This is a genomic window from Microseira wollei NIES-4236, assembly GCF_020521235.1.
GTDB classification, from domain to species: Bacteria; Cyanobacteriota; Cyanobacteriia; order Cyanobacteriales; family Aerosakkonemataceae; genus Microseira; species Microseira wollei.
On sequence record NZ_BLAY01000171.1, the window covers coordinates 1 to 22,339 of the forward strand.

Sequence of the window (22,339 nt, forward strand, 5' to 3'; positions counted from 1 at the left end):
CCTCGCTGTTTGATCTCGTTTTGAAATTGGTTGTCGGGGCACGGCGGTCAAGAATTTTCTCGTTAGTGGCAAATCTTGCTGATGCCGTGCCCCTACTGAGGTCAAAAACCTGGTTTTTAATCTTTGACGCGGGATGGGTCTGTGCTACGTTGCCATAACTCTTTCCAGCTATAGTTTACGCTCGTAACTCCAAAGTCTGGTTCTTTGTAGAATGGATTTCGCAGGTAACGGACTTCACAATCATTATCTCGCACTTGGTGTTCTGTTTTTGGCACTTGCACGAGTGCGAGGATATAATCTTCGGGTTTATTCAGTGCTGTAAGTATTTCATTCTTTGTTACCGTCACGGTGTCTGCACCTTCTATGGGTCGTTTGACTTCAATAAACCGCAGTTTACTGGTTCCGGGGATGCAGGATTCGAGATCGTAGCCGCATTTTTCAGCACTTACGTCGTGGGGTTGGTAACCTAATTTTTGCTCGGCTTCTATCGCAGCTGCCATTGCTAGCTGTTCTACTCGCTGCGTTTCTTTGGCGAAGGTATCTTGTGTATCGCTGCGGTTTCCAGATAGTCTTTGCAGTAACCCTGCTGGCACAATTAAGGCACCTCCTACTACGACGGGCGGTAGGGGAGAGATACGGCGTTCTTGCTGCAATTGTTCTATCCGCTTTTGCAGTCGCGCTTGCAGTTCATCTGCCCTCGATCTGGCTTTGGCTGAGTTAATTTTGGCGTTGGTTTTTCCGGCTAATTCTTGCAGTTTCAACTCTTCGGATCGATAATCCCAGTAGTTGATTTCTTTGGTGAGTCGGTCTTTTACCGCTGCCATTGTTTTGTCGATTAGTTCTTCTTTGTGCTGCTTGACTTCGTTTAGGTGTTGGGGAACGAGATGAGCGATCGCATATCCTAATGCTTGAGATTCTATATCTGCCCGCAGCCAAGTTTGCTCTAAAATTGGTTCTACTAAGGCTTGCTCGACTTCTGCGAGCGGTCGATAATTCAAATAAGGTGCATAACCCCCATTCTGGGTTTTACCATCTGGATCGATCTCCACATACTGCATCCGCCGCGATACCACTCTTCGATTACCGGCAGCATCAATTTTGGCATCTTGTATCGAGTGTTCTAAATAAACTAAGGCGCGGATTTGTTCCCCTGGGTCGCTATCATCAACCAAAATGCTGCCTTGTTTTAAGACGTGCCGGTGGTTTTCCAAGACTAAATCTAAAGTCGCATCCAGCAGGGGATGACCCGGACAAACAAACGCCGCCAAAGGTTTACCGGGTACGCTAATTAACTGCTTATCAAAACAAATACGTTCGTAGCGAGTGAGAATCGGTTCTCTGGTACCAATTTGACGACCTCGGTTGCGAATTATGCTGGGGACGTGGGTGATTTCATAGCGATGGGGTTCGCGATCGCGCCAGTTTCCCCCTAATCTTTTAAAAGCTGCTAAAAAGAACGACGCAATGAAATGGGGTTGCAACTTCCTCGCGGAGGCGCGTTCCATTTCTTCCCTAATTTGGCGGACTTTGGAGATATCCAAACTTGCCCGCGCTAAAACTTTTTCTTCTAATAATTTTTGCCAGCGCTGGCGGTCTAAGCGATCGCTCACAACTTGGGTCAATCTAGCGCGCACGTCGGCGCGATCGCCATACCGAATCGCACCAATTAGCAATTCTCGCAATTGTGCCCCTGCGATCGCTTTCCCCAACACATCAAAAACTTTACCGCCTAAGGCATCTTGTTCGATTTCCAGTTTTTTCAGCAAGGCTAAATAAACATCGCCTTCGCGAGTTTCCGAGGCGACCAAGTTCCATAAATGACAAACTTCGGTTTGACCGATGCGGTGAATCCGTCCAAAGCGCTGTTATAAACGGTTAGGATTCCAGGGCAGATCGTAATTAACCATTAAATGCGATCGTTGCAGGTTAATCCCTTCCCCCGCCGCATCGGTTGCCAATAATACCTGTACAATTGGGTCTTGAGTAAAAGCTTCTTGAGCTTTGCGGCGTTCTTCCCGTACCATCCCCCCGTGAATGGTAACAACTGCTTCCGGGCGTCCCAGTAAAGTGCGAATCCGGTCTGCCAAATAGTTCAGAGTATCCCGCTGTTCGGTAAAGATAACCAGCTTGCGTCGATGACCTTTAGCATCAAATAATTCGGCTTTATTTTGTAGGAGTTGGGATAGTTCTTCCCATTTCTTATCGGTACCGTTGCGTCGAACTTGCAAGGCGAGTTGTTCTAAACTTTCTAACTGAGCAATCTCAGCTCGCATCATCAACTGTTTAATTGTCTATGTTTAAAAGCGATCGCTCCTACAAGCTATCCGGAACGACGTTCAATTCTCGCAGTTTAGCTGCTAATTTTTCCGCTCGTTCCTCCGCCTGCTGTCGTGCTTGAATTTCTTGCTGAAGTTCCTCATTCTTCTGAATAAGCGCCTGCGCCAACTGATCAGGAAGCAACAATTTCTCTCCCGTATCCTCCCGGTAAAAACCAATCAATTTACCCTCGATAGCCAAACGCAACTGTAACGGTTCGCTGCGACTATCAGTAATGGGTTCGTAAATTTCTCCCCGCAGGCGATATCCTTGTAATTGTTCGGGTATCCACTCGCCTTTGGGGTCAAACAACCAGTATTCTTTGACGCCCAAACTTTCGTACAGAGTTTTTTTGAAGCTTTTATCTTGATCTTCAGTGCCTTTGGAAGTCATCTCAAAAATTACCGACGGCACTTGACCTTCTTCCCAGATTTTGTAATTATCTCTTCCTCCCGGTTCAACCTCAAAAATCACCATCACGTCTGGCGCAGTTCGCAATCTGGGAAATCCTTGCGAATAGTAAAGATATTGGTTGCCGAGTACAGTTGCCCTACGGTCTTTCACATATTGTTTGAGGACTTCTAGGGTAGTCAACAAAGCATAGAGATGGTCGTAAGTTTCTGCCACGGGTTCTCCATCAGCACTAGGATAGAATACTTCCGATTCAGTAGGCGGTAAAACAGCAGTCATAGTGATTTTAGATTTTAGATTTTAGATTTTGGATTTTGGATTTTAGGTGCGTTACGCTGGCGAAGATAGCACCCTACGTAATTTTATTTTATAGCCCGCGAAGGCGGGCTTTGTTTGTGTAGCTCCACCCTTGAGGGTGGAGAGTTTGTAGGGTGCGTTAGCGTTCAGCGTAACGCACCGCCTAATTTTATAGCTAAAATCCCAACTTTTCTAGCACGGGACGAGTGGAAACAATATGTTTCTCCAAACCGAGTTTCTTCGGAGCAATTCCCAATGCTAAAGCGACTAATTGAGGTAAATGCAGCACTGGTAAACCCAGTTTACGCTCAATTACCTTTTCCACCTCCGGTTGACGAGAATCCAAATTCAGGTGACACAAAGGGCAAGGGGTAACAATACAATCTGCCCCCGCAGCAATTGCTTCTTGAATATGCATTCCTGCCATTTTAAAGGCTTGATTCGTGGCATAACTCGAAAGAGGCCAACCACAGCATTGAGTGCGCCCCCGATAATAAACTGGGGTTGCTCCTACTGCTCGGAAAACATTTTCCATCGATTCTGGTTGATAAGGATCGTCAAACGGGATTGACTTTTGGGCGCGCAGGATGTAACAGCCGTAAAATGCCGCACACTTGAGATTGCTTAATTTACGCGTGACTCTTTGTTGCAGTGCTTCTAAGCCATAATCACCTACTAAAGCCCACAACAGGTGTTTAACTTCGCTGCTACCGCGATAGGGCGAACAACTTTCTTTCTGCAATAAGCCATTAATCTGATTCAGGTAGGCAGGGTCATTTTGCTGAGCTTCCTTGAGGCGTTCGTCTACATGCCCGATGACGCCCTGACAGGTGCTGCAATGAGTCAGCAAGGGTAATTTGAGTTCTTCCGCTAAGGCAATATTGCGGGCATTGACGGTATCTTCTAACAGTTGGGATTCTTCTTTAAACGTGCCAGAACCGCAACAAGAAGCTTTTTTCAGTTCGATTAATTCAATTCCCAGCGCTTGAGTCAGGGCGGCGGTGGATTGGTAGAGTTCCCGGCAAGCGCCTTGTGCTACACAACCGGGAAAATAAGCATATTTGAGATCCATTTGTCAAGGGTCAGTAGTTAGTGGTGTAGGGGCGGATTTGACCAGCCATCAAAGCAATAATCGACAATTGTTTTAAACCCGCCCCCAGTCAGTTGTCAGCAATAGGCGATTCTGACACTGACTCTGCTACTATCATCGCGCGCAGACCGGAGGGGAAACTGGAAAGAACAATAAAGGATAAAATTTGCTCCCCTGCTCCCCTGCTACCCTGCCCCCCTGCCCCATACCCGTGTCAATCAGAAAACTGACTACCGATTGAGGAGAGCGTACGCATCTTCAGATAAGATGAAAAAATGCTTAGAACTTCAGAACCTTGTAAGCAAGTTCGAGCAACTGCTAAGAGGAATTGTGGTCAGCACCCCGCTCTAAAGATACGGAGCAAGAACGCCCAAATCTTTAGGTAGCTGACCAGTCTAAGTCCAGGCAACGGGGAAACGAAGTTATCGGCAAGCGTTTAAGCTCCTACCAGGGGATGCTCTCGCTAGTCCGCAAGCTCCTAGAACCTGATAGCTAAACAGTTTTACTCGAGGTAAGACAGTGCTGTTGGGATAGTACCGACCGATAACTTGGACGTTCGCGTAGCGTGCCGACGTCAGGAGGCATAGCTAACTTAAACCCAGCAATGGGTGAAAGGGGATAACCATATCCCCACAGTAGGGGCAACCATACCCCTCTACCCCGCAAGGGGGACGGCAAAAAATGCCGCGTCACCTTCCTCCACCAATTAAAAGATGGTGGTTTCCACATTCCCGTGAGGTTTTAGATGAGCCAACAGGATACATTTGAAAAAGTCAAGAAAATTGTAGTCGATCAATTGGGTGTTGAGGCTGCGGACGTCAAACCCGAAGCCAACTTTGCCAACGATCTAGGGGCAGATTCCCTAGATACGGTAGAACTGGTAATGGCGCTGGAAGAAGAATTCGATATCGAAATCCCCGACGACGCCGCCGAAACAATGATGACGGTGCAACAAGCGGTAGACTATATCAACGATAAAGTAGCAGCCTCGGCCTAAGCGAGGTGCTTCGACTAGAGCATCGGGGCTAGGGCGAGAACGGGGATATTAGCAATCAAAATTAAATCCCCATATTCGCTAATCCCTAATTTTTAAGTTCTACTCTTTCTCTAGTCCAAGCGCCCCTAGTCCCTAGCCCCTAATCCCTATTTTGTTCTGCGTTCTGGGTTTGGAAGCCCGTTTAAGCGACGAAACATGACAGATTTTGAACGTAAGCGCGTTGTTGTTACTGGTCTTGGCGCGATTACACCGATTGGCAATACCTTAGCCGAGTATTGGGAAGGTTTGTTAAGCGGACGCAACGGTATTGGCCCGATAACGCTATTCGATGCGTCCCGGCACGATTGTCGCATTGCTGGTGAAGTAAAAGGATTCAATCCCCACGATTACATGGATCGCAAAGACGCAAAGCGCATGGATCGGTTTGCTCAATTTGGGGTGGTTGCTAGCCAGCAAGCGATCGCTGACGGGCAGTTTGTCATTAACGAACTGAACGCAGAACAGGTGGGCGTCATCATCGGTACCGGGGTTGGCGGTCTGAAAGTCTTGGAAGACCAGCAAGAAGTCTACCTGACTAAAGGCCCCTCTCGGTGCAGTCCGTTTATGATTCCGACGATGATCGCTAATATGGCGGCAGGGTTGACAGCAATCCACATTGGTGCTAAAGGCCCTAATTGTTGCACGGTAACCGCTTGCGCCTCGGGTGCAAATGCCGTAGGGGATGCGTTTCGCTTAATTCAAGGCGGGTACGCCCAAGCAATGATTTGCGGCGGCACAGAAGCAGCCGTCACGCCGTTGGCATTAGCCGGATTTGCCGCATCAAAAGCACTTTCGACGCGCAACGATGAACCCGCCCATGCGTCGCGTCCGTTTGACCGCGATCGCAATGGCTTTGTTATGGGCGAAGGTGCCGGAATTTTACTACTAGAAGAATTAGAACACGCCCTCAGTCGCGGGGCTCGCATCTACGCGGAAATCGTCGGCTACGGGATGACCTGCGACGCCTATCACATGACCGCCCCGGTACCGGGTGGAGAAGGCGCGGCTAGGGCAATTCAAATGGCGATGAAGGATGCCCGAATAACGCCAGACCAAGTGAGTTATATTAACGCCCACGGTACCAGCACGCCAGCAAATGACGTCACCGAAACCAAGGCGATTAAAAAAGCCCTGGGAGATGCCGCGTATAAAGTGGCAATTAGTTCTACCAAGTCGATGACCGGGCATTTACTCGGCGGATCGGGCGGAATTGAAGCCGTTGCAGCGGTAATGGCGATCGCTAACGACCAACTTCCCCCCACGATTAACCTGGAAAATCCCGATCCGGAGTGCGATTTAGATTACGTCGCCTGCTCAAGTCGCGCCCAAAAAGTCGATGTGGTACTGTCTAATTCTTTCGGCTTCGGCGGTCACAACGTCACCCTAGCGTTTAAGAAATACAGCCAGGGATAGTCTAAATTTCCGGATTTGAGCTTTGAAAAGCGGGAAAAATTCCGAAAATAAAAGAATATACCGCTTGACAAATTGCCATTCAATGTGAAATAGGGCAAAGGTGTTTGTGAACAAAAGGCTAAGGAAGGGTAGGCGATGACTCGCTTTCCTTTTATTACAGGAATTAAAGCAAGAAACCGGGTTTCTCTGAAAAAAAATTGATTTGTCAACTGGAGATTGACTCAGAAACTTTGGTGATGGCCTCTTGTTGCGTAAGTCCTGTATTACCTGGGGAAAACCTGTTTTTAAGATTCAATACTGCCAAAAAACCCTGATTTCTCTTGAATACACTTGTTATTTACAAACAGACCGGCAAATTGAAATTCCCGCTCAAGGCTCAAACAAAGTTCTTGCCCATTGATCTTGCTAATGGGATGATGAGGATGGGATATCATGTAGGGTCAATCCAGAGTACCCCAATACCAGCTAATACCAAATCGGCTTCGCTCGCCCCATGTCTTGCGACTGGTAACAGGTCAACAGTAGCAGGTCATAGGCTTTTGCCATGGTGACCCGCGATTTAAAACTAAAAACCAGCAAAATTCAGAGGGTATAAGAAAAAGTTTGGTATTAGATAAAAAGTTTTGACCGTTGTAAAGAAGAAGGAATTATGGCTGTCGCAACTCAATCGCTTGAGGAACTTTGCATCAACTCGATTCGCTTTTTGGCAATAGACGCAGTCCAAAAAGCGAATTCCGGTCATCCAGGATTACCAATGGGTGCCGCGCCGATGGCGTTTGTCCTCTGGGATCGCTTTATGCGATATAACCCGAAAAATCCCAAATGGTTTAACCGCGATCGCTTTATTCTGTCTGCCGGACACGGCTCAATGCTACAGTATGCCCTACTTTACCTGACGGGCTACGACAGCGTGAGCATAGAAGACATCAAGCAGTTCCGTCAGTGGGATTCCAAAACCCCCGGACACCCAGAAAATTTCATGACCGCAGGTGTAGAAGTTACTACCGGCCCCTTGGGACAGGGTATTGCCAACGGTGTTGGTTTGGCAATAGCAGAAGCCCATCTGGCAGCCAAGTTCAACAAGCCAGATGCCAAAATTGTTGACCACTACACCTACGTAATTTTAGGTGATGGTTGCAACATGGAAGGCGTTTCTGGTGAAGCTTGTTCTTATGCGGGACACCTGGGATTGGGTAAGCTGATTGCCCTCTACGACGACAACCACATCTCGATTGATGGTTCTACGGATGTGGCATTTACCGAAGATGTTTCTGGGAGATTTGAAGCATACGGTTGGCACGTTCTGCATGTAGAAAATGGCAATACCGACTTAGCAGCGATTGAAGCGGCGATCGCAGAAGCTAAAGCCGTTACCGACAAACCCTCAATGATTAAAGTAACCACCACCATCGGTTACGGTTCCCCCAACAAAGCCAACACCGCAGGCGTTCACGGTTCTGCTTTGGGTAACGATGAAGTCAAACTGACTCGCGACAACTTGGGTTGGGAATACGAACCCTTTGTTGTTCCAGCAGACGCCCTGAAGCATATGGGGAAAGCAGTGGAACGCGGTGCTGGCTACGAAGCCGAATGGAATCAAGCATTTGCCGACTACAAAGCTAAATATCCCGCAGAAGCAGCTGAATTTGAACGTTTCGTCAGTGGCGCACTTCCCGATGGTTGGGATAAAGTACTGCCTACCTACACCCCCGAAGATAAAGCACTACCCACCCGCAAACACTCGGAAACCTGCCTCAACAAACTGGCACCAGTTTTATCTGAGTTAATTGGTGGTTCGGCTGACTTAACCCACTCTAACCTAACCGAACTAAAAGGCATCGGCGACTTTCAGAAAGGGCAATATCAAAACCGCAACATCCACTTTGGCGTGCGGGAACACGGTATGGGCGCCATCTGCAACGGTATGGCGCTGCACGGTTCGGGATTAATTCCCTACGGCGCGACCTTCCTGATCTTCACAGATTATATGCGGGCTGCGATCCGCTTATCTGCCCTGTCCCTCGCTGGCGTAATTTGGGTAATGACCCACGACTCGATCGGACAAGGGGAAGATGGTCCCACCCACCAACCAATTGAAACTTTGGCTTCCCTGCGCGCGATTCCTAACCTGACGGTAATTCGTCCCGCAGACGGAAACGAATGTTCTGGCGCTTACAAAGTCGCGATTGAGAAGGCGAAGCACAACAACCCGACTCTGTTAGCATTCTCCCGTCAAAATGTCCCCAACTTGGCAGGTACTTCGATGGAAGGCGCGACCAAGGGGGCATACACAGTGTTCGATTGTGAAGGAACTCCGGAATTGATCCTAATCGGTACGGGTTCCGAATTGAGCCTCTGCGTCACCGCAGCTGAAAAACTGACTGCTGAAGGCAATAAAGTGCGCGTCGTCTCGATGCCTTCTTGGGAACTGTTTGAAGCTCAAGATGCAGCTTACAAAGAATCTGTACTGCCAAAAGCAGTCACCAAGCGCCTATCTGTAGAAGCTGGCGCTAGCTTTGGTTGGCATAAGTATGTCGGCATTGAAGGCGATATGGTCAGCATCGACCGTTTTGGTGCTTCTGCACCCGGTGGCGTTTGTATGGAGAAATTTGGCTTTAGCGTCGATAATGTTTTAGCTAAGGCTAAAGCTTTATTAGGCTAATACCGCAAATATTCCCTGTAATTGATTGAATGAGGCTCTCTAGTAATAGAGAGCCTTTTTCAGTATTTGGCTTAAGTCTGTAACCGACCATGTGGTAATTTTTCGGTGAAAGTTAAAAGCGATCGCGCTGCGGCTTTTTTACGCCGTTAGACGGCAGCACTCCAATGGTTGTAGAGAGGAGATCTTGAGAAAGCACTCACGGAAGAGAATAGCTAAAATATTTAGCAAAAGGTCTATCTACGGGAAAAGCTAATATGCAGCAGCCAAATTCAGCCTCTCAGAAGAACCTTGCTCAAAAAATTGAAAAGTGGAAAGCTGGACTGGCAGATCTGGGGCGACGAAATCCTCTCATCAACTTTCGGCAAGACAGTCCTCGATCGCTGGAAATTCTGACAGAGCAACCAGATATTCTCTTCAAGCACTTAACTCAAGAGAAGAAGTCGCTGTATTTTCAACCTGACAGTGAGTCTCAAGCAATTGTTGACCCCAGACAGACTAATACATCATCAGCAAGAAATTCTGTTGAATTGAGAACTCGTCAAACAGGTAATGAGCAACTAAAAAGACTCAAAAAGTTGCGTAGTGAGGCGCGGCTATCACTCGAGGAAAGAGGCGTAAATAGTTTATTTTTAGCCTTTGGGACAATAACTTGGTATGATAAGGAAAAACCAGATGAGGCTTTGCTATCACCACTAATCTTGGTTCCTGTAGAGTTGATTAAGGAGCCAAAACGAGATGTGTATAAAATCTCTATTGTGCCAGAAGATATTGTACTCAATCCAACACTCTCATTAAAGTTAAAGCAAGTTTTTGGAATTGAGTTACCGGAGGAAGAGGCAGTACAGGAGCTAACCTACAGCGAACTGATTAGTCAGATTCGCAACCTATTGTCAGAGCAAAAGAAATGGCAAATCCAAGAAAATGTTTTTCTTTCACTGTTTTCTTATGCCAAAGCTGCAATGGTTCGGGACATCATTGAAAATGAATCTCGGATTTGCGCTCACCCGATTTTGCAAGCAATTAGTGGCGATCTCAGTACTTATCAAGCAAGCTACAAGGAACCCATACCTGCATCAGCTTTAGATTCACGAGTTGATCCTAAACTAACATTTCAAATTCTTGATGCTGATTCTAGCCAACAGGTTGTAATCCAAGCAGCAAAGGCTGGTTCTAGCTTTGTTGTTGAAGGTCCACCAGGAACGGGTAAGAGTCAGACAATCGTCAATATGATTGCTGAATTAATTGGCAGTGGGAAATCAGTTTTGTTAGTTGCAGAAAAGGACACTGCACTTCGGGTAGTGTATCAGCGCATGATTGAGTGCGGCTTAAATCATCTGTGTCTCAACCTTCACCATAGTGGCACTACAGATAAACGGAAACTTGTAGAAGAACTGTCAAAAACAATTAAATATATTGAATATATTACCCAAAATTTTGAGATTAAAGACCCCGATAACTTCTTTGATGAGCTAGCATCGAATCGTCAACATCTCGGATTATACATTACAAGTTTACATGCAAAGGAAAAGCCTCTGGATAAATCACCATTTGAGCTATTTGGTGAACTCCTGAAAAAGAAAAGAGAACGAGTTCCAGAGCTTAATGTTATATTCTCAAATTTTAATCAATGGTCTCCGAATCGACTACAAGAAGCGAAGAATTTACTGAATCAGCTAGCCCAATTTTTACCTTTGTTTAATGGAGAGAAGACAACGATTTGGGCGAAAAGCTCTCTGAGTTATTACTCGTATCAACTTGAATTAGAATTGAGAGAAAAGATAGAAGAATTTAAGCAAGCTATTAATTCAATCCAAGATATTAGTCAACAACTTCAAGCAATTTTTCAAATTCAACCCCTATCGAATTTAGAGTCTTTAGAGACTTACCATACTGCCTTGTCTCATGTGTTGAAGGCTCCGCAAGGATTACCCGATAATTGGACTGAGGTAGATATTCCAATTGCTCGAACGGCTTTTGATCAATTGAAAGCTGATGTTCAGATAATTGAAAACTTTGAACCGCTGCTAAAACAAAGATATTCTTCTGAATTGTTTTCACCAGATCTACCTCAGTTATCTGAAAGATTTCAGAAATATAACCGTTTCTGGTTCATTCGGATATTTAATCTTAGCTACTGGCGCGATCGCAAACGCCTACGGAAGTTACGCATTACAACAAACCAAATTTCTCACAATGAATTGAAACGAGACTTGGTACAGGCTGTACAAATTCAGTTTGTGCGAAACCAGTTAAGCCAAAGCAATTACCCTGCTCGTCAAGTTTTTGGCTCTCTGTTCAATCCGCAAATCTCTAAGGAATCAGATTTGAAGCCCATTGAACAAGCTCTAAGCTGGTTGATTGGCTTACAGCAATATTCCCTTCCTGCTGATTCCGTTCAGCAGGTTGTAAGTTCTCCCACACAGCGGCGTGACCTAGCTAAACTTATTAAGCAACTTGAATCAAGTCATGACCAGATTAAGAAGGGTCTAGATTTTCTGCTATCCCATTTTAATGAAAATGACATTACCGCTCGTGACTTACCCCCCAATAAAATTTATTTTGCTGAACTGAAAAGTTTCTTGAATTTAGCTGAATCTGACTTACCCTACTTCCAAGAATGGCTAACTTACAAAGAAGTTTGTGAGAAGCTGGAAAACATGGGAGCTAAGAAATTCTTAGATGCTTTGCGTAGCAATAGAATTGACCCCAAGCATTGGTTTCCAGTCCTGGAACAACGTATTTACCAGACTTGCCTTGAGGCCATTCTCACTCGAAAACCTGAGTTGAAGAACTTTAATTTTGAGGTACACGAACGGCTGATCGGGGATTTTGCCAGACTGGACTATAGCCAATTGGATGTTGCTAGAGAACGATTGAAACATCTTCATGCAGAACGCTGGCAGAGTTGGGAGAAAACCTCAATCGCTCAATCTGAGTTGCCGAGGTTGAAAAAGGAGGAAACTAAGAAAAGACAGCATCTGCCAATCCGTAAACTCCTCAACGATCGACAAAAGGGAATACAAAACTTGGCTAAAATATTGAAGCCTTGTTGGATGATGAGTCCATTATCGGTCAGTCAATATATAGATCCCAATGTTATTCATTTTGACGTTCTAATTTTTGATGAAGCCTCTCAGCTTCGGACTGAAGATGTTATTTCTTCTATTATTCGTGCCAATCAAGTTATTGTTATTGGCGATCGCAAGCAGCTTCCGCCTACATCATTCTTCTCAACTGGAGATAGTGAAAAAGATGCAGATGATGAAGACGATGCAAGCTATGAAAGCATCTTAGACGAATGTTCAAATTTTATGTTTGGGTGCCGGCTGAAATGGCATTACCGCAGCCAGGATGAGCGCCTGATAGCTTTCTCCAATCTTCATTTTTATGACTCTCAATTAGTCACATTCCCCAACCCTATTCAAAATCCAGATTTGGGAGTGTGGTTTAAGCACGTTCCTGATGGTGTTTACGATCGTGGTGGACGCAGAGATAACCAACGTGAGGCAAGAACGGTTGCTCTGTTGGCTTTAGAGCATGTTCAGCGAGTACCCGATCAGTCTCTGGGAATCATTGCATTTAGCGAAGCCCAAGCTGATGCGATCCAGGAGCAGATAGAGATTTTGGGAAGAGATTATCCTAACTTGGAAGATTTTTGCCGCGATAATTCACCTCAGTTTTTTCTCAAAGCATTGGAGAACGTGCAGGGTGATGAGCGAGATGTAATTTTACTCAGTGTTGGGTATGCCCGCGATTCTCAAGGTAAACTTTCTCTCAATTTTGGTCCACTTAATAAGAAAGGTGGAGAACGGCGACTTAATGTAGCTGTCACACGGGCAAAGAGCAAAATTACCCTGGTTTCTTCCATAGTTGCCGGTGATATTGATTTAACACGCACCCAAAGTGAAGGTATAAGACTACTGCGCGATTACCTGGAATATGCAGCGAGTGGTGGTGAACGGCTACAAGGCAACTCTTACACAGATCAGCTTCACTTTGATTCGCCGTTTGAAGAAGATGTATATCACACTCTAAAACAGCACTCCTTACTACAGCAAGAATATACTATCCGTACCCAAGTTGGATGTTCAGGTTATCGAATTGATTTAGCAATAGCCAACAACGATCGCCCAGGAGAGTTTTTATTGGGGATTGAGTGCGACGGCGCATCTTACCATAGTTCCCCTACTGGGAGAGATCGCGATCGTCTAAGACAACAAGTGCTTGAAAGGTTGGGTTGGAAAATTCACCGCATTTGGTCAACAGACTGGTTTCGTAATAAACCTAATCAAGTTCGTATGTTGATAGAAAAAATCACACAAATTCAAAGAATGCGTAGCTGATTCTGTAGTGCGCGGTTTAATTCTAGTCTCTAATGATTCCGATATGCTTAGAGTGAGGGGAGTTACAGTAGAAAATTGGTTCGCAACAACGAGACATTATTGGGAATTTCAGGCCGACCGCACTTAGGCAAACATGACCAATTGGCTAAGTTGCTAAGTCCGGAAAGTGAATCGGCGAACTCGTAGGATAAATTTGAACCACACCCAAAGTAGTCTTGGAGAAGATTCATGAAAGCAATTGTATGCACTAAGTACGGCTCGCCAGATGTTCTTGAACTGAAAGAGGTTGAAAAACCTACTTTGAAGGACAATGAAGTCTTAATCAGAGTATATGCAGCAAGCGCAACGGCAGCCGACTGCATGATGCGTCAGGGAACACCCTTTTATGGCAGATTATTTCTTGGTCTGATGAGACCTAAAAATCCCATAACTGGAACTGGATTTGCCGGAATAATCGAAACAGTTGGAAAAGAAGTAAAGCTATTTAAAGAAGGCGATTCTGTTTTTGGAGAAACTGGCATCGGTTTTAGTACGAATGCCGAGTATGTGTGTTTGCCTGAAGATGGTGTGTTGGCAACATTACCGCATAACATGACTTATGAAGAAGCTGCCCCCGTCTGTGATGGCGCTCTAACCTCATGGAGTTTCCTTAAAGATATTGGAAAAATTCAGAGCGGACAAAGCGTTCTGATCAATGGTGCTTCTGGGAGTTTAGGTAGCGCTGCGGTACAGATTGCTAAATACTTTGGGGCAGAAGTGACCGGGGTATGCAGTACTACAAATTTAGAAATGGTGAAGTCTTTGGGTGCTGACAAGGTTATTGATTATACAAAAGAAGATTTCACCAAAACTGGACAGACCTATGACATTATTTTTGACACGGTTGGTAAGAGTTCATTTTCACGTTGTAAAGGTTCTCTGAGGGAAAATGGGGTCTATCTTTCACCTGTTCTCAGTCTACCTATTCTGTTTGAAATGATTTGGACTTCAAAGGTCGGTAGTAAGAAAGCGAAGTTTTCCGCCACAGGTCTGCGTCCGGTTTCAGAACTTCGAGTACTTCTCAATGAACTGAAGGAGTGTATTGAGGCAGGAAAGATAAAATCGATCGTTGATAGAAGTTATCCTTTAAAACAAACTGCCGAAGCTCATAAATATATCGAAACAGGACATAAAAAGGGAAATGTAGTCATAACTGTCGCCCCCTGAAAACAAAACCTCACAAGCAGCTGATGTTTGTAGTAGGCACTTTAGTGCCTATCTTGAAGCGCCCAAGCGCTTACTACGAACAAACTGATATGCCAGCTGCGTAATTTCTGTATGAGCGAGCGCAACTAAACAATCTTACCAATTGACTGCGTTGTTAAGTCCCAAAAGTGGTTCGGCGATCGCAGATAATAAACACGAGCAGTTAATCTAGGGCGATAACTATGACCGCTCCTTATACTGGAGGATGTCAATGCGGGCAAATTCGATATGAGATCCGGGCTGAACCTTTGACGCTGTATGCTTGTCATTGCAAAGAATGTCAGAAGCAATCTTCCAGTGCATTTGGCATGTCGATGCCCGTTCCCCGCGATGCAGTTGTTATTATCCGAGGAAAACCGAAACAATGGAAGCGAGTCTCTGACAGCGGACGTGAAGTGATTTGCTTATTTTGTGGGGAGTGCGGGACGAGAATATTTCATAACCCTGCCCGAAATTCCAAAATTACCAACGTTAAACCTGGAACATTAGATGATACAAGTTGGCTCAAACCTGTTGGAAATCTGTGGACTAGAAGTTCTCAAAAGTGGGTCGTTCTCAGCGAACAAATGTTAAACTACGAGGCGCAACCCAGCGACTTTACCCAACTGTTTGAGCTATTTCAAAGTGAGTAATATCATGTGCTTAAGCAACGGTTGTGTAACTGCTAATAGCTAATCGCTAATGGCTCAATCAGGAAAAATACTATATTAGCAATTAGCAAGCTTGCAATTAGCCATCCATACACTACCGATCTCTCGCGGACATGATATAACACCGTCTGAAGTCGAATGCAGAATACTAGGCCAAAAACTCAGATGCTTAATTGAAGTGGGCGCGGGAATTAAGGCAGAACTTTAATTTGCAAGGCAATAGCGATCGCACCCAGATTAATTCTCGTTCCTAATAATTCCGATATGCTCCGAATCAGGGGAGTTTCGCACCAGAAACCCGGTTTTTTCAAAAAACCGGGTTTCTTGCTTGGCACCAGAAACCCGGTTTTTTCAAAAAACCGGGTTTCTTGCTTATAAATATTTATAAAAATTAGTATATTGTTTTGTTAAGTTAGCTTAAAAAACATAAAAACAATCAAGATAACGCTCGCAGATAAAAACAAAAAACTTTAAAATAATTGTGTCAATATTTACACATTTGCGGATGATGTGGGTGATAACATAAAAAAATAATCCAAACTAACAGTCAGCGAAGTAGACAATGGTATCTATCTATCAATTAGTCAAGGAAACTTTGGAGAGCGGTTGGCTGTCACTGGAAACTGAAAATAAAATTAGCCAATTGTTTGAAAGTTCTGTAACCACAGAAGATATTGAAGCTCTGATAACCCTACAAGACGCTGTCGCTTTTGGTTACGTTCAGCGCGAGGCGCATAAAATTACTCAGGAGCGTCAAGTTAAAGAGCTTGTAGCAGTAGGTAGTAGGATATAGTCAATACCTACTACCTAAAACAAGGTTAGCTTAAAGAAATTTGCTGGGCGATCGCTTTCCCAATCTCTATCGAAGAAGTCGCCGCCGGAGAAGGTGCATTGCAAACGTGTAAAGTATTTCTCGCCTGAATAATCAAAAAGTCGTCCACGAGTTTACCATCGTTCATTAAAGCTTGGGCGCGTACCCCAGCACCAGCAGGGACAACATCTTCTGCTTGAACTTGAGGAATTAGCTGTTGCAAGCTCCGCACAAACGCTGCTTTACTAAAAGAGCGAATAATTTCTTGGATGCCTTCATCGGCATATTTGGCGGCGAGTTTCCACAAACCAGGGTAAGTGATAATTTCGCTAAAATCTCGCAAATCGAAGTCGGTTTTTTTGTAACCTTCCCGCTTTAAACTCAGGACGGCATTCGGTCCAGCGTGGACGCTACCATCAATCATGCGGGTAAAATGGACGCCGAGGAAAGGAAACGCCGGGTTGGGAACTGGATATATTAATCCCTTGACAAGAAAGCGTTTTTCTGGTACTAATTCGTAGTATTCGCCCCGGAATGGGATAATTTTGGCTTCGGGGTTGGCGTTACCCAGTTTGGCGATGCGATCGCTATACAATCCGGCACAGTTGATCGTAAACTTGGTCTCGAACTTGCCTTTGTTGGTTTCCAGTATCTGACTGTTGTCGGTGGCGATAATTTTCTCAACTTTAGTACCCAGACAAATCTCGCCTGCTTGGGATTGGATCAACTCGCCGTATTTCTGGCAAACTTGCCGATAGTCAACAATTCCAGTGGTAAAGACTTGAATTCCCGCCAAGCAGGTGACATAGGGTTCGATTTCTTTGACTTGTTCTGCGGTAATTTTGGCGACTTTTAAGCCATTTTCCAAACCCCGTTGGTAGAGGTTTTCCAGTAGGGGTAGTTCTTTTTCTTGCGTCGCGACGATGACCTTACCGCAGACTTCGTGGGCAATGTTATATTTCTGACAAAATTCTACAATCGAACGACTGCCTTCGCGGCACAAGCGGGCTTTCATACTGCCTGGTTTGTAATAAATGCCAGAGTGGATAACGCCGCTGTTATGTCCTGTTTGGTGATACGCCAAGCTGCTTTCTTTTTCTAGGACGACAAGGCGGGCATTGGGATATTTTTCCACCAATGCCATGCCAGTAGCAAGACCAACTATGCCGCCCCCGATAATTGCAAAATCGTACATCGATTACCACCATTAATGTAATAAAGCGATTTTGAACCAGCTGCAACCTATTTGTCAGCAAGTGAAATTAGTGACTCGCCTATCAAGGGCAGAATGGGGTGAGAGCGATCGCCTCACCTCGAGCATATACTTATCGTTCGCTAGCTAATAGATAAGCTTTGCCAATCAATCAGTCTCCCTTGCCTTCCGGTGGGGGAGATTGTTTTTGCTCATGTTCCCTAATGGCATTGATCAGGATAGTTGCTATGAGATTAGGAGTTGAGCGGTATTCCTCCTGCGCCCATTTTTCTAGCGGCTTTTGCACTTCTTTTGGCAAGGCAAACACAAATCTAGATGTAGGCGGCTTAAGGCGTCTATTTCGTTTCATGTTTAGTTCGGGTTGAAACTGCTTAATTAAAGCCGCTTCAACTTTAAGTAGCACATCTATATCGCTGCATTCGAGCCATGCAATTCGGATGTCGCCTTCCATTTCTTTCAACTGCCACCACCTGTGGTGGGTTGCCCATCTTTGGACAAGGTTAATGGTCTTACCAATGTACAAGACGCGATCGCCATGCATAACAAAATAGATTGCAGAGCAGTCTGGTAATTGGCGACGCCCAGCAAGTGGCAGAGAAGGCAAAGTCAAAGGGTTAATTTCAGAAATTATCACTTATCCTCCTTTTTTTTGGCAGGAGAAGGGGTTTCATTCTCTTCAAGCCATTCTTGGATGAAGTCGGTAATTACCTGATTCATAGATACTTTTCGCATCGCACAAGCTGCTTTGAACCTTGCTCTTACGTCCTCTGGTAGATAGACAGACATTTTTACTTGTTTCTCTTCTGACAATCCTTACTATTTCCCCTAAAGCGCTTTAACCCTAGATTGACACTTTAGGGGGTATTACGCTATAGGGGTTTAACGCTAAAAACGAATAACGTTTTTATGGCTTGACGTTTTAACTGTATAACGCTATCTTGGACCATGTCAACGAAAAACGCCCAAGCTTAGAGCTACGGCGATCTCAGCCATAGATAAACTGGGGCGGAAACACTTTTATTCGCAAAAACGGCTTTAAAATGCACAAAAAGCCGTTTTTATACACAATTCACTTCTGAATTTGCCATGAATACTCAGTTAGTTAAGAGCCATCTGAACTATCCCCCTTACCTTGGTTACTGCTTTTGCCAGGAGGGGGAGCTTCGTTTTCTTCTAACCATTCCTCTATCAGATCGGTTATCACTTCGCTCATAGTTTTTTGTTTGGCTGTGCAAGCCAGTTTAAACCTCAGCTTTAAGTCTTTATCGACGTAGCTGCTCAGTTCCGTCATGTTCGGCGGTAATTTCGCCACTGCTACAAATTCCCTATACGCCTACTCTCGTATCCTACTGTTTTGCCTTTACTCGTTTACTGGGTTGCAAGTTTACGAGTAGTTCTGATATCTTAAAACTCGTAGACGAAAAACGCCCAAGCTCAGAGCTACGGCAAACTAGCCATAGACAAACTGGGGCGGAAACACTTTTATTCGCAAAAACGGCTTCAAAATGCACAAAAAGCCGTTTTTACACACAATTCACTTCTGATTTTACCATGAACACTCAACAAATTCATCCGAGCAGATACCTGGATCTGCACGTGTGGACGATCGCGATTATGCTGCCGAATGCTTGTCATCGCACGATCGCTCGCTTTCGCAATCGGCAAGACGCGGAGGATCATCTGCGGGCATTGCGACGATTTATACCAAAAGCCAAGTTTGAGATTGTATTTGATGGCGATTGGGGTAAAGAAGCAATCGGTGGGTGAGGTAGCGATCTGCCGACCGCACGAGTAGAGCGATCGCAGACGCTGATTAGACTCTGGCATCGGCAGCGGCGGGCAGGATGCCCACCCCACAAGAGTCATTTTTTCTTGTGGGGTAGGCGTCTCGCCTGCCCTTGAATTTGATCAAACTCACATCTGGCACCATTCTCAACCAGCCTGAAACCCTAGTTTCTTGACGAAAAATCTAGGGTTTCAAGTTTAGCTATTTGCCAGAAACTCAGGTGATAGCCCTGGTGCAAGATCTGAGATCAAACGGACTTTTGCCAGAGACGTGCATGAACTAAGTTCACAACCAAGGATAAAATCCATCTCACCTGCCGAAGAAGCCCACCTGCTCACCTGCTATTTTCAAGACAGGTATATTGAATCAGCTTGCATTTTGCTGCGTGACCCCGAAACAAAATTTCTGAAATTAAAACAATAATTGTGTCACGCGCCCTAGTAACTAATTGATATCATTGGGTTAGCGACAAAATAAATTTTTCAACAATTACAATTATGCCGTCTCCATTTCCAGGGATGAATCCTTATTTAGAACATCCTGCATTGTGGTCGGGAATTCATCACCGATTGATTACAGCGATCGCTAACGATCTCAACCCCCATTTACGACCTAAGTATATCGCCGCAATTGAGGAGCGAGTGTATGAAATGAGTGGAGAAAAGTCTGTCTTAGTTGGCATTCCCGATGTCGCGGTTCAACGAGTCTCAGCAGTCACGAATGCAACTGCATCTAATATCGCTGTTGCTGCTCCTTCTGCACAACCGATAGAAGTGACAATTCCTCTCCCAGAAATTTCAACAGAAAGTTATTTAGAAATTCGCGCGGTAGAAACCGAGGAAGTCATTGCAGCAATTGAAGTCTTATCGCCTAAAAATAAACAATCGGTAGTCGGTCGTCTGCAATACGAAGCAAAACGGCAAAAAATTTTAGGAAGCAGCACCCATTTAGTAGAAATTGATTTACTGCGACAAGGGGAAGCTATGCCAGTTTTAAATGTAGCGATCGCCAGCCATTATCGCATTTTTCAGTCGCAGCGAAACTCGTCCCAAAGCCCAACTTTATGCCTTTAATTTACGCGATATAATTCCTCAGTTTTCCTTGCCTTTACAACCAGGAGATCCGGAACCCATCGTAGATTTACAAAGTTTGCTGCATGAAATTTACGACCAAGGAAGTTATGACCTGAGAATAAATTACAGCAACTCTCCCGTACCAGCTTTATCAGAAACAGATGCAGCTTGGGTTGATGAAGTGTTGCGAGAACAAGGATTGAGATAACTGCCTAATTTTGTCATTGCTGCTAATCTTTGTGGTAATTATATAAAGAGTATTATTAAATGCTTGCTGGAGTTTGAGATTTCATCAGCCACAATTCTGCACAGAATTCTATTGGCTGCACTGTGCCTACCCTACTACAGCAGTTTTGCACTGGGTGCGACGCAACATTGTAGGGAACATCAGTAAGTTTTGTCGCCAGCTCAAAGGTTTTCTCCTGTTCCCTACCCCCCATTGATTTGACTGAAAATGACTATTGTAACGCCAAAACAACCCCCACCGCCAACGCAAAAACCAGGCAATCAGAGGTCTGTAAAGCCTTCGTACATCTTGGTTTCGCTGGTAGCAATAGTAGGTGTTACCTTTGGTATGCCAAAACTCCTGCCAATTTCTAACCTTGTACCACAATCTTCCCTGGCTATTGATTTTTTTAACCAAGGTAAACAGCTATCTTACTTAGAGCAACATCAAGAAGCGATCGCTGCTTATGACCAGGCTCTAAAAATCAACCCAAAATACGCTGATGCCTGGAACGAGCGAGGGTTGGCGCTATATTCCTCGCAGCGATCCGAAGAAGCACTCGCCGCCTTTGACAAGGCTTTAGAAATTGACCCAAACCACTATTATGCCTGGAGTGGTCGAGGTATTGCACTCAAGAAACTAAATCGCAATCAAGCAGCAACTATCGCCTTTGAAAAAGCTCTAAAAACCACTGATGAGTTATTAAAAAAGAACAACAATAACTCTCAAGCCTCCTATGGTAAAGGCTATGCTTTAGTCGAATTAGATCGACATGAAGAAGCACGCAATGCCTATGATAAGGCTGTATAAATCACTCCAAAGCTGATGCCTGGAGCCTTCGAGGCTATGTGCGTAAATTGAAGCGATTTGAAGAAGCAGTTGCTTCCCATGACCAGGAGCTAAAAACTAACCCTAATTTACTCCAATCATTGAATGTTCGAGAAACTATGTTAAGGCAATTGCTACGTTACGAAGAAGCTATGTCATCCTATGAAAAAGCCATAAAAATTAACTCAAACTACTATACCGCTTGCTAGAATCGAGGCTGGTTATTAAATATATTGAAACGACCAAAAGAGGAACTCGATTCTTATAACAAAGCTTGGCAACTCAACCCAATATCTTATTTAGCATCGCTTAATAAAGCGAATGCCTTGTATTCGCAGCAATATGATGGCACTTATTTATTAATTTTATCGATATAAATTAAAGCGAAATCAGCTGAATATTGGCTTAAAAGAGGTAATTTATTGTAGATGTTTTCCCAATATGAAAGCGCCATTAGCTCGGATGAAAAAGCTATACAAATTAACCCAAAATACCCACAAGCAGTAGAGGGAAGCAATCAAGCAATACGTAAGTTGGGACGATAAATTATAATTTTCCTGGGTCTATGGCATCGATATATTGGGTAGCTCGAATATTGCACAAATACCCACACCTCGTCAGGGATTAAAAAAAGATCCTGTTGGCAAATCAATCGGTGGTGTTGCCCACGCCCGCCCGGAAATAAATTTCCACAGCTATAGGGAAAGTCCATTAAAATGGACTGATATTCTTTGCCAGTCCTCTTGAGAGGACTTTAGCTATAAGACAGGGAATTTATTCCCTGTCGGGCTGACAACGAAGCCATTGGATTTTTGAGCCACTCCCCGCGATAAATCGACGGGGATTCAGGCTAAGAATTGGAGTTAACTTTTCGCTCGAAAAATAGCTATCTGGTTAACTGTTCTTAGCTTAATGCAGAACTGCTCAGAGGGTGAATGA

Annotated in this window: 16 protein-coding genes and 2 pseudogenes; 10 read left to right on the plus strand and 8 right to left on the minus strand. The window is 44.7% G+C overall.

Features of this window, described 5'->3' with window-relative positions; genetic code table 11:
• Positions 1-116: 116 nt before the first annotated feature.
• From MiSe_RS37995 to MiSe_RS38010, 3 genes and pseudogenes are all read right to left on the minus strand, one after another.
• Positions 117-2,273: pseudogene (locus tag MiSe_RS37995) on the minus strand (protein NO VEIN domain-containing protein); the annotation flags it as partial.
• 40 nt (positions 2,274-2,313) lie between these two features.
• The gene (locus MiSe_RS38005; RefSeq protein ID WP_226590381.1) at positions 2,314-3,006 is read right to left on the minus strand and encodes a Uma2 family endonuclease; all 693 of its coding nucleotides are present in this window, start codon (positions 3,004-3,006) and stop codon (positions 2,314-2,316) included.
• Positions 3,007-3,199: 193 nt separating this feature from the next.
• Positions 3,200-4,096, minus strand: a complete 897-nt coding sequence (locus MiSe_RS38010) for a CoB--CoM heterodisulfide reductase iron-sulfur subunit B family protein (protein ID WP_226590384.1) — start codon at positions 4,094-4,096, stop codon at positions 3,200-3,202.
• 763 nt (positions 4,097-4,859) lie between these two features.
• Here MiSe_RS38010 and MiSe_RS38015 point away from each other — a divergent pair.
• From MiSe_RS38015 to MiSe_RS38040, 6 genes are all read left to right on the plus strand, one after another.
• Positions 4,860-5,111, plus strand: coding sequence for an acyl carrier protein (locus MiSe_RS38015; RefSeq protein WP_226590386.1), 252 nt, complete (start codon positions 4,860-4,862; stop codon positions 5,109-5,111).
• Between the two features lie 195 nt (positions 5,112-5,306).
• Entirely contained in the window at positions 5,307-6,563 is a 1,257-nt protein-coding gene (fabF, locus tag MiSe_RS38020) for a beta-ketoacyl-ACP synthase II (RefSeq protein ID WP_226590388.1), read from the plus strand.
• Between the two features lie 649 nt (positions 6,564-7,212).
• A complete protein-coding gene (gene tkt / locus MiSe_RS38025; protein ID WP_226590390.1) occupies positions 7,213-9,225 on the plus strand; it encodes a transketolase in 2,013 nt (670 codons plus the stop codon).
• Positions 9,226-9,479: 254 nt separating this feature from the next.
• Positions 9,480-13,568, plus strand: a complete 4,089-nt coding sequence (locus MiSe_RS38030) for a DUF4011 domain-containing protein (protein ID WP_226590392.1) — start codon at positions 9,480-9,482, stop codon at positions 13,566-13,568.
• Positions 13,569-13,796: 228 nt separating this feature from the next.
• Positions 13,797-14,774 (plus strand): NAD(P)-dependent alcohol dehydrogenase, encoded by a 978-nt coding sequence (locus MiSe_RS38035; protein ID WP_226590394.1) that lies wholly within the window; start codon positions 13,797-13,799, stop codon positions 14,772-14,774.
• A 221-nt stretch (positions 14,775-14,995) separates the two neighbouring features.
• Positions 14,996-15,445 (plus strand): GFA family protein, encoded by a 450-nt coding sequence (locus tag MiSe_RS38040; protein ID WP_226590396.1) that lies wholly within the window; start codon positions 14,996-14,998, stop codon positions 15,443-15,445.
• A gap of 209 nt (positions 15,446-15,654) precedes the next feature.
• Here MiSe_RS38040 and MiSe_RS38045 read toward each other — a convergent pair whose 3' ends face one another.
• The gene (locus MiSe_RS38045; RefSeq protein ID WP_226590398.1) at positions 15,655-15,798 is read right to left on the minus strand and encodes a hypothetical protein; all 144 of its coding nucleotides are present in this window, start codon (positions 15,796-15,798) and stop codon (positions 15,655-15,657) included.
• A gap of 227 nt (positions 15,799-16,025) precedes the next feature.
• Here MiSe_RS38045 and MiSe_RS38050 point away from each other — a divergent pair, with 227 nt between their 5' ends.
• Positions 16,026-16,256 (plus strand): hypothetical protein, encoded by a 231-nt coding sequence (locus MiSe_RS38050; RefSeq protein WP_226590400.1) that lies wholly within the window; start codon positions 16,026-16,028, stop codon positions 16,254-16,256.
• A 25-nt stretch (positions 16,257-16,281) separates the two neighbouring features.
• On the opposite strand, the gene lhgD is transcribed toward MiSe_RS38050, so the two are convergent.
• The 4 genes from lhgD to MiSe_RS38070 all read right to left on the minus strand — a co-directional run bounded on the left by lhgD (position 16,282) and on the right by MiSe_RS38070 (position 18,799).
• Entirely contained in the window at positions 16,282-17,469 is a 1,188-nt protein-coding gene (gene lhgD / locus MiSe_RS38055; protein ID WP_226590403.1) for an L-2-hydroxyglutarate dehydrogenase, read from the minus strand.
• 169 nt (positions 17,470-17,638) lie between these two features.
• The gene (locus MiSe_RS38060) at positions 17,639-18,121 is read right to left on the minus strand and encodes a GIY-YIG nuclease family protein (protein WP_226590406.1); all 483 of its coding nucleotides are present in this window, start codon (positions 18,119-18,121) and stop codon (positions 17,639-17,641) included.
• Positions 18,118-18,273 (minus strand): plasmid partition protein ParG, encoded by a 156-nt coding sequence (locus tag MiSe_RS38065; protein WP_373872967.1) that lies wholly within the window; start codon positions 18,271-18,273, stop codon positions 18,118-18,120. The genes MiSe_RS38060 and MiSe_RS38065 overlap by 4 nt, the downstream gene beginning before the upstream one ends.
• Before the next feature lie 316 nt (positions 18,274-18,589).
• The gene (locus MiSe_RS38070) at positions 18,590-18,799 is read right to left on the minus strand and encodes a plasmid partition protein ParG (protein WP_226590410.1); all 210 of its coding nucleotides are present in this window, start codon (positions 18,797-18,799) and stop codon (positions 18,590-18,592) included.
• Between the two features lie 239 nt (positions 18,800-19,038).
• Here MiSe_RS38070 and MiSe_RS38075 point away from each other — a divergent pair, with 239 nt between their 5' ends.
• From MiSe_RS38075 to MiSe_RS38085, 3 genes and pseudogenes are all read left to right on the plus strand, one after another.
• Complete coding sequence (locus MiSe_RS38075; protein ID WP_226590411.1) at positions 19,039-19,254, plus strand: hypothetical protein; 216 nt, start codon at positions 19,039-19,041, stop codon at positions 19,252-19,254.
• A 516-nt stretch (positions 19,255-19,770) separates the two neighbouring features.
• Positions 19,771-20,554 (plus strand): annotated as a pseudogene (locus MiSe_RS38080) (DUF4058 family protein).
• A 246-nt stretch (positions 20,555-20,800) separates the two neighbouring features.
• Positions 20,801-21,382: a tetratricopeptide repeat protein gene (locus MiSe_RS38085; protein ID WP_226590413.1), complete on the plus strand. Its 582-nt coding sequence runs from the start codon at positions 20,801-20,803 to the stop codon at positions 21,380-21,382.
• Positions 21,383-22,339: the final 957 nt, after the last annotated feature.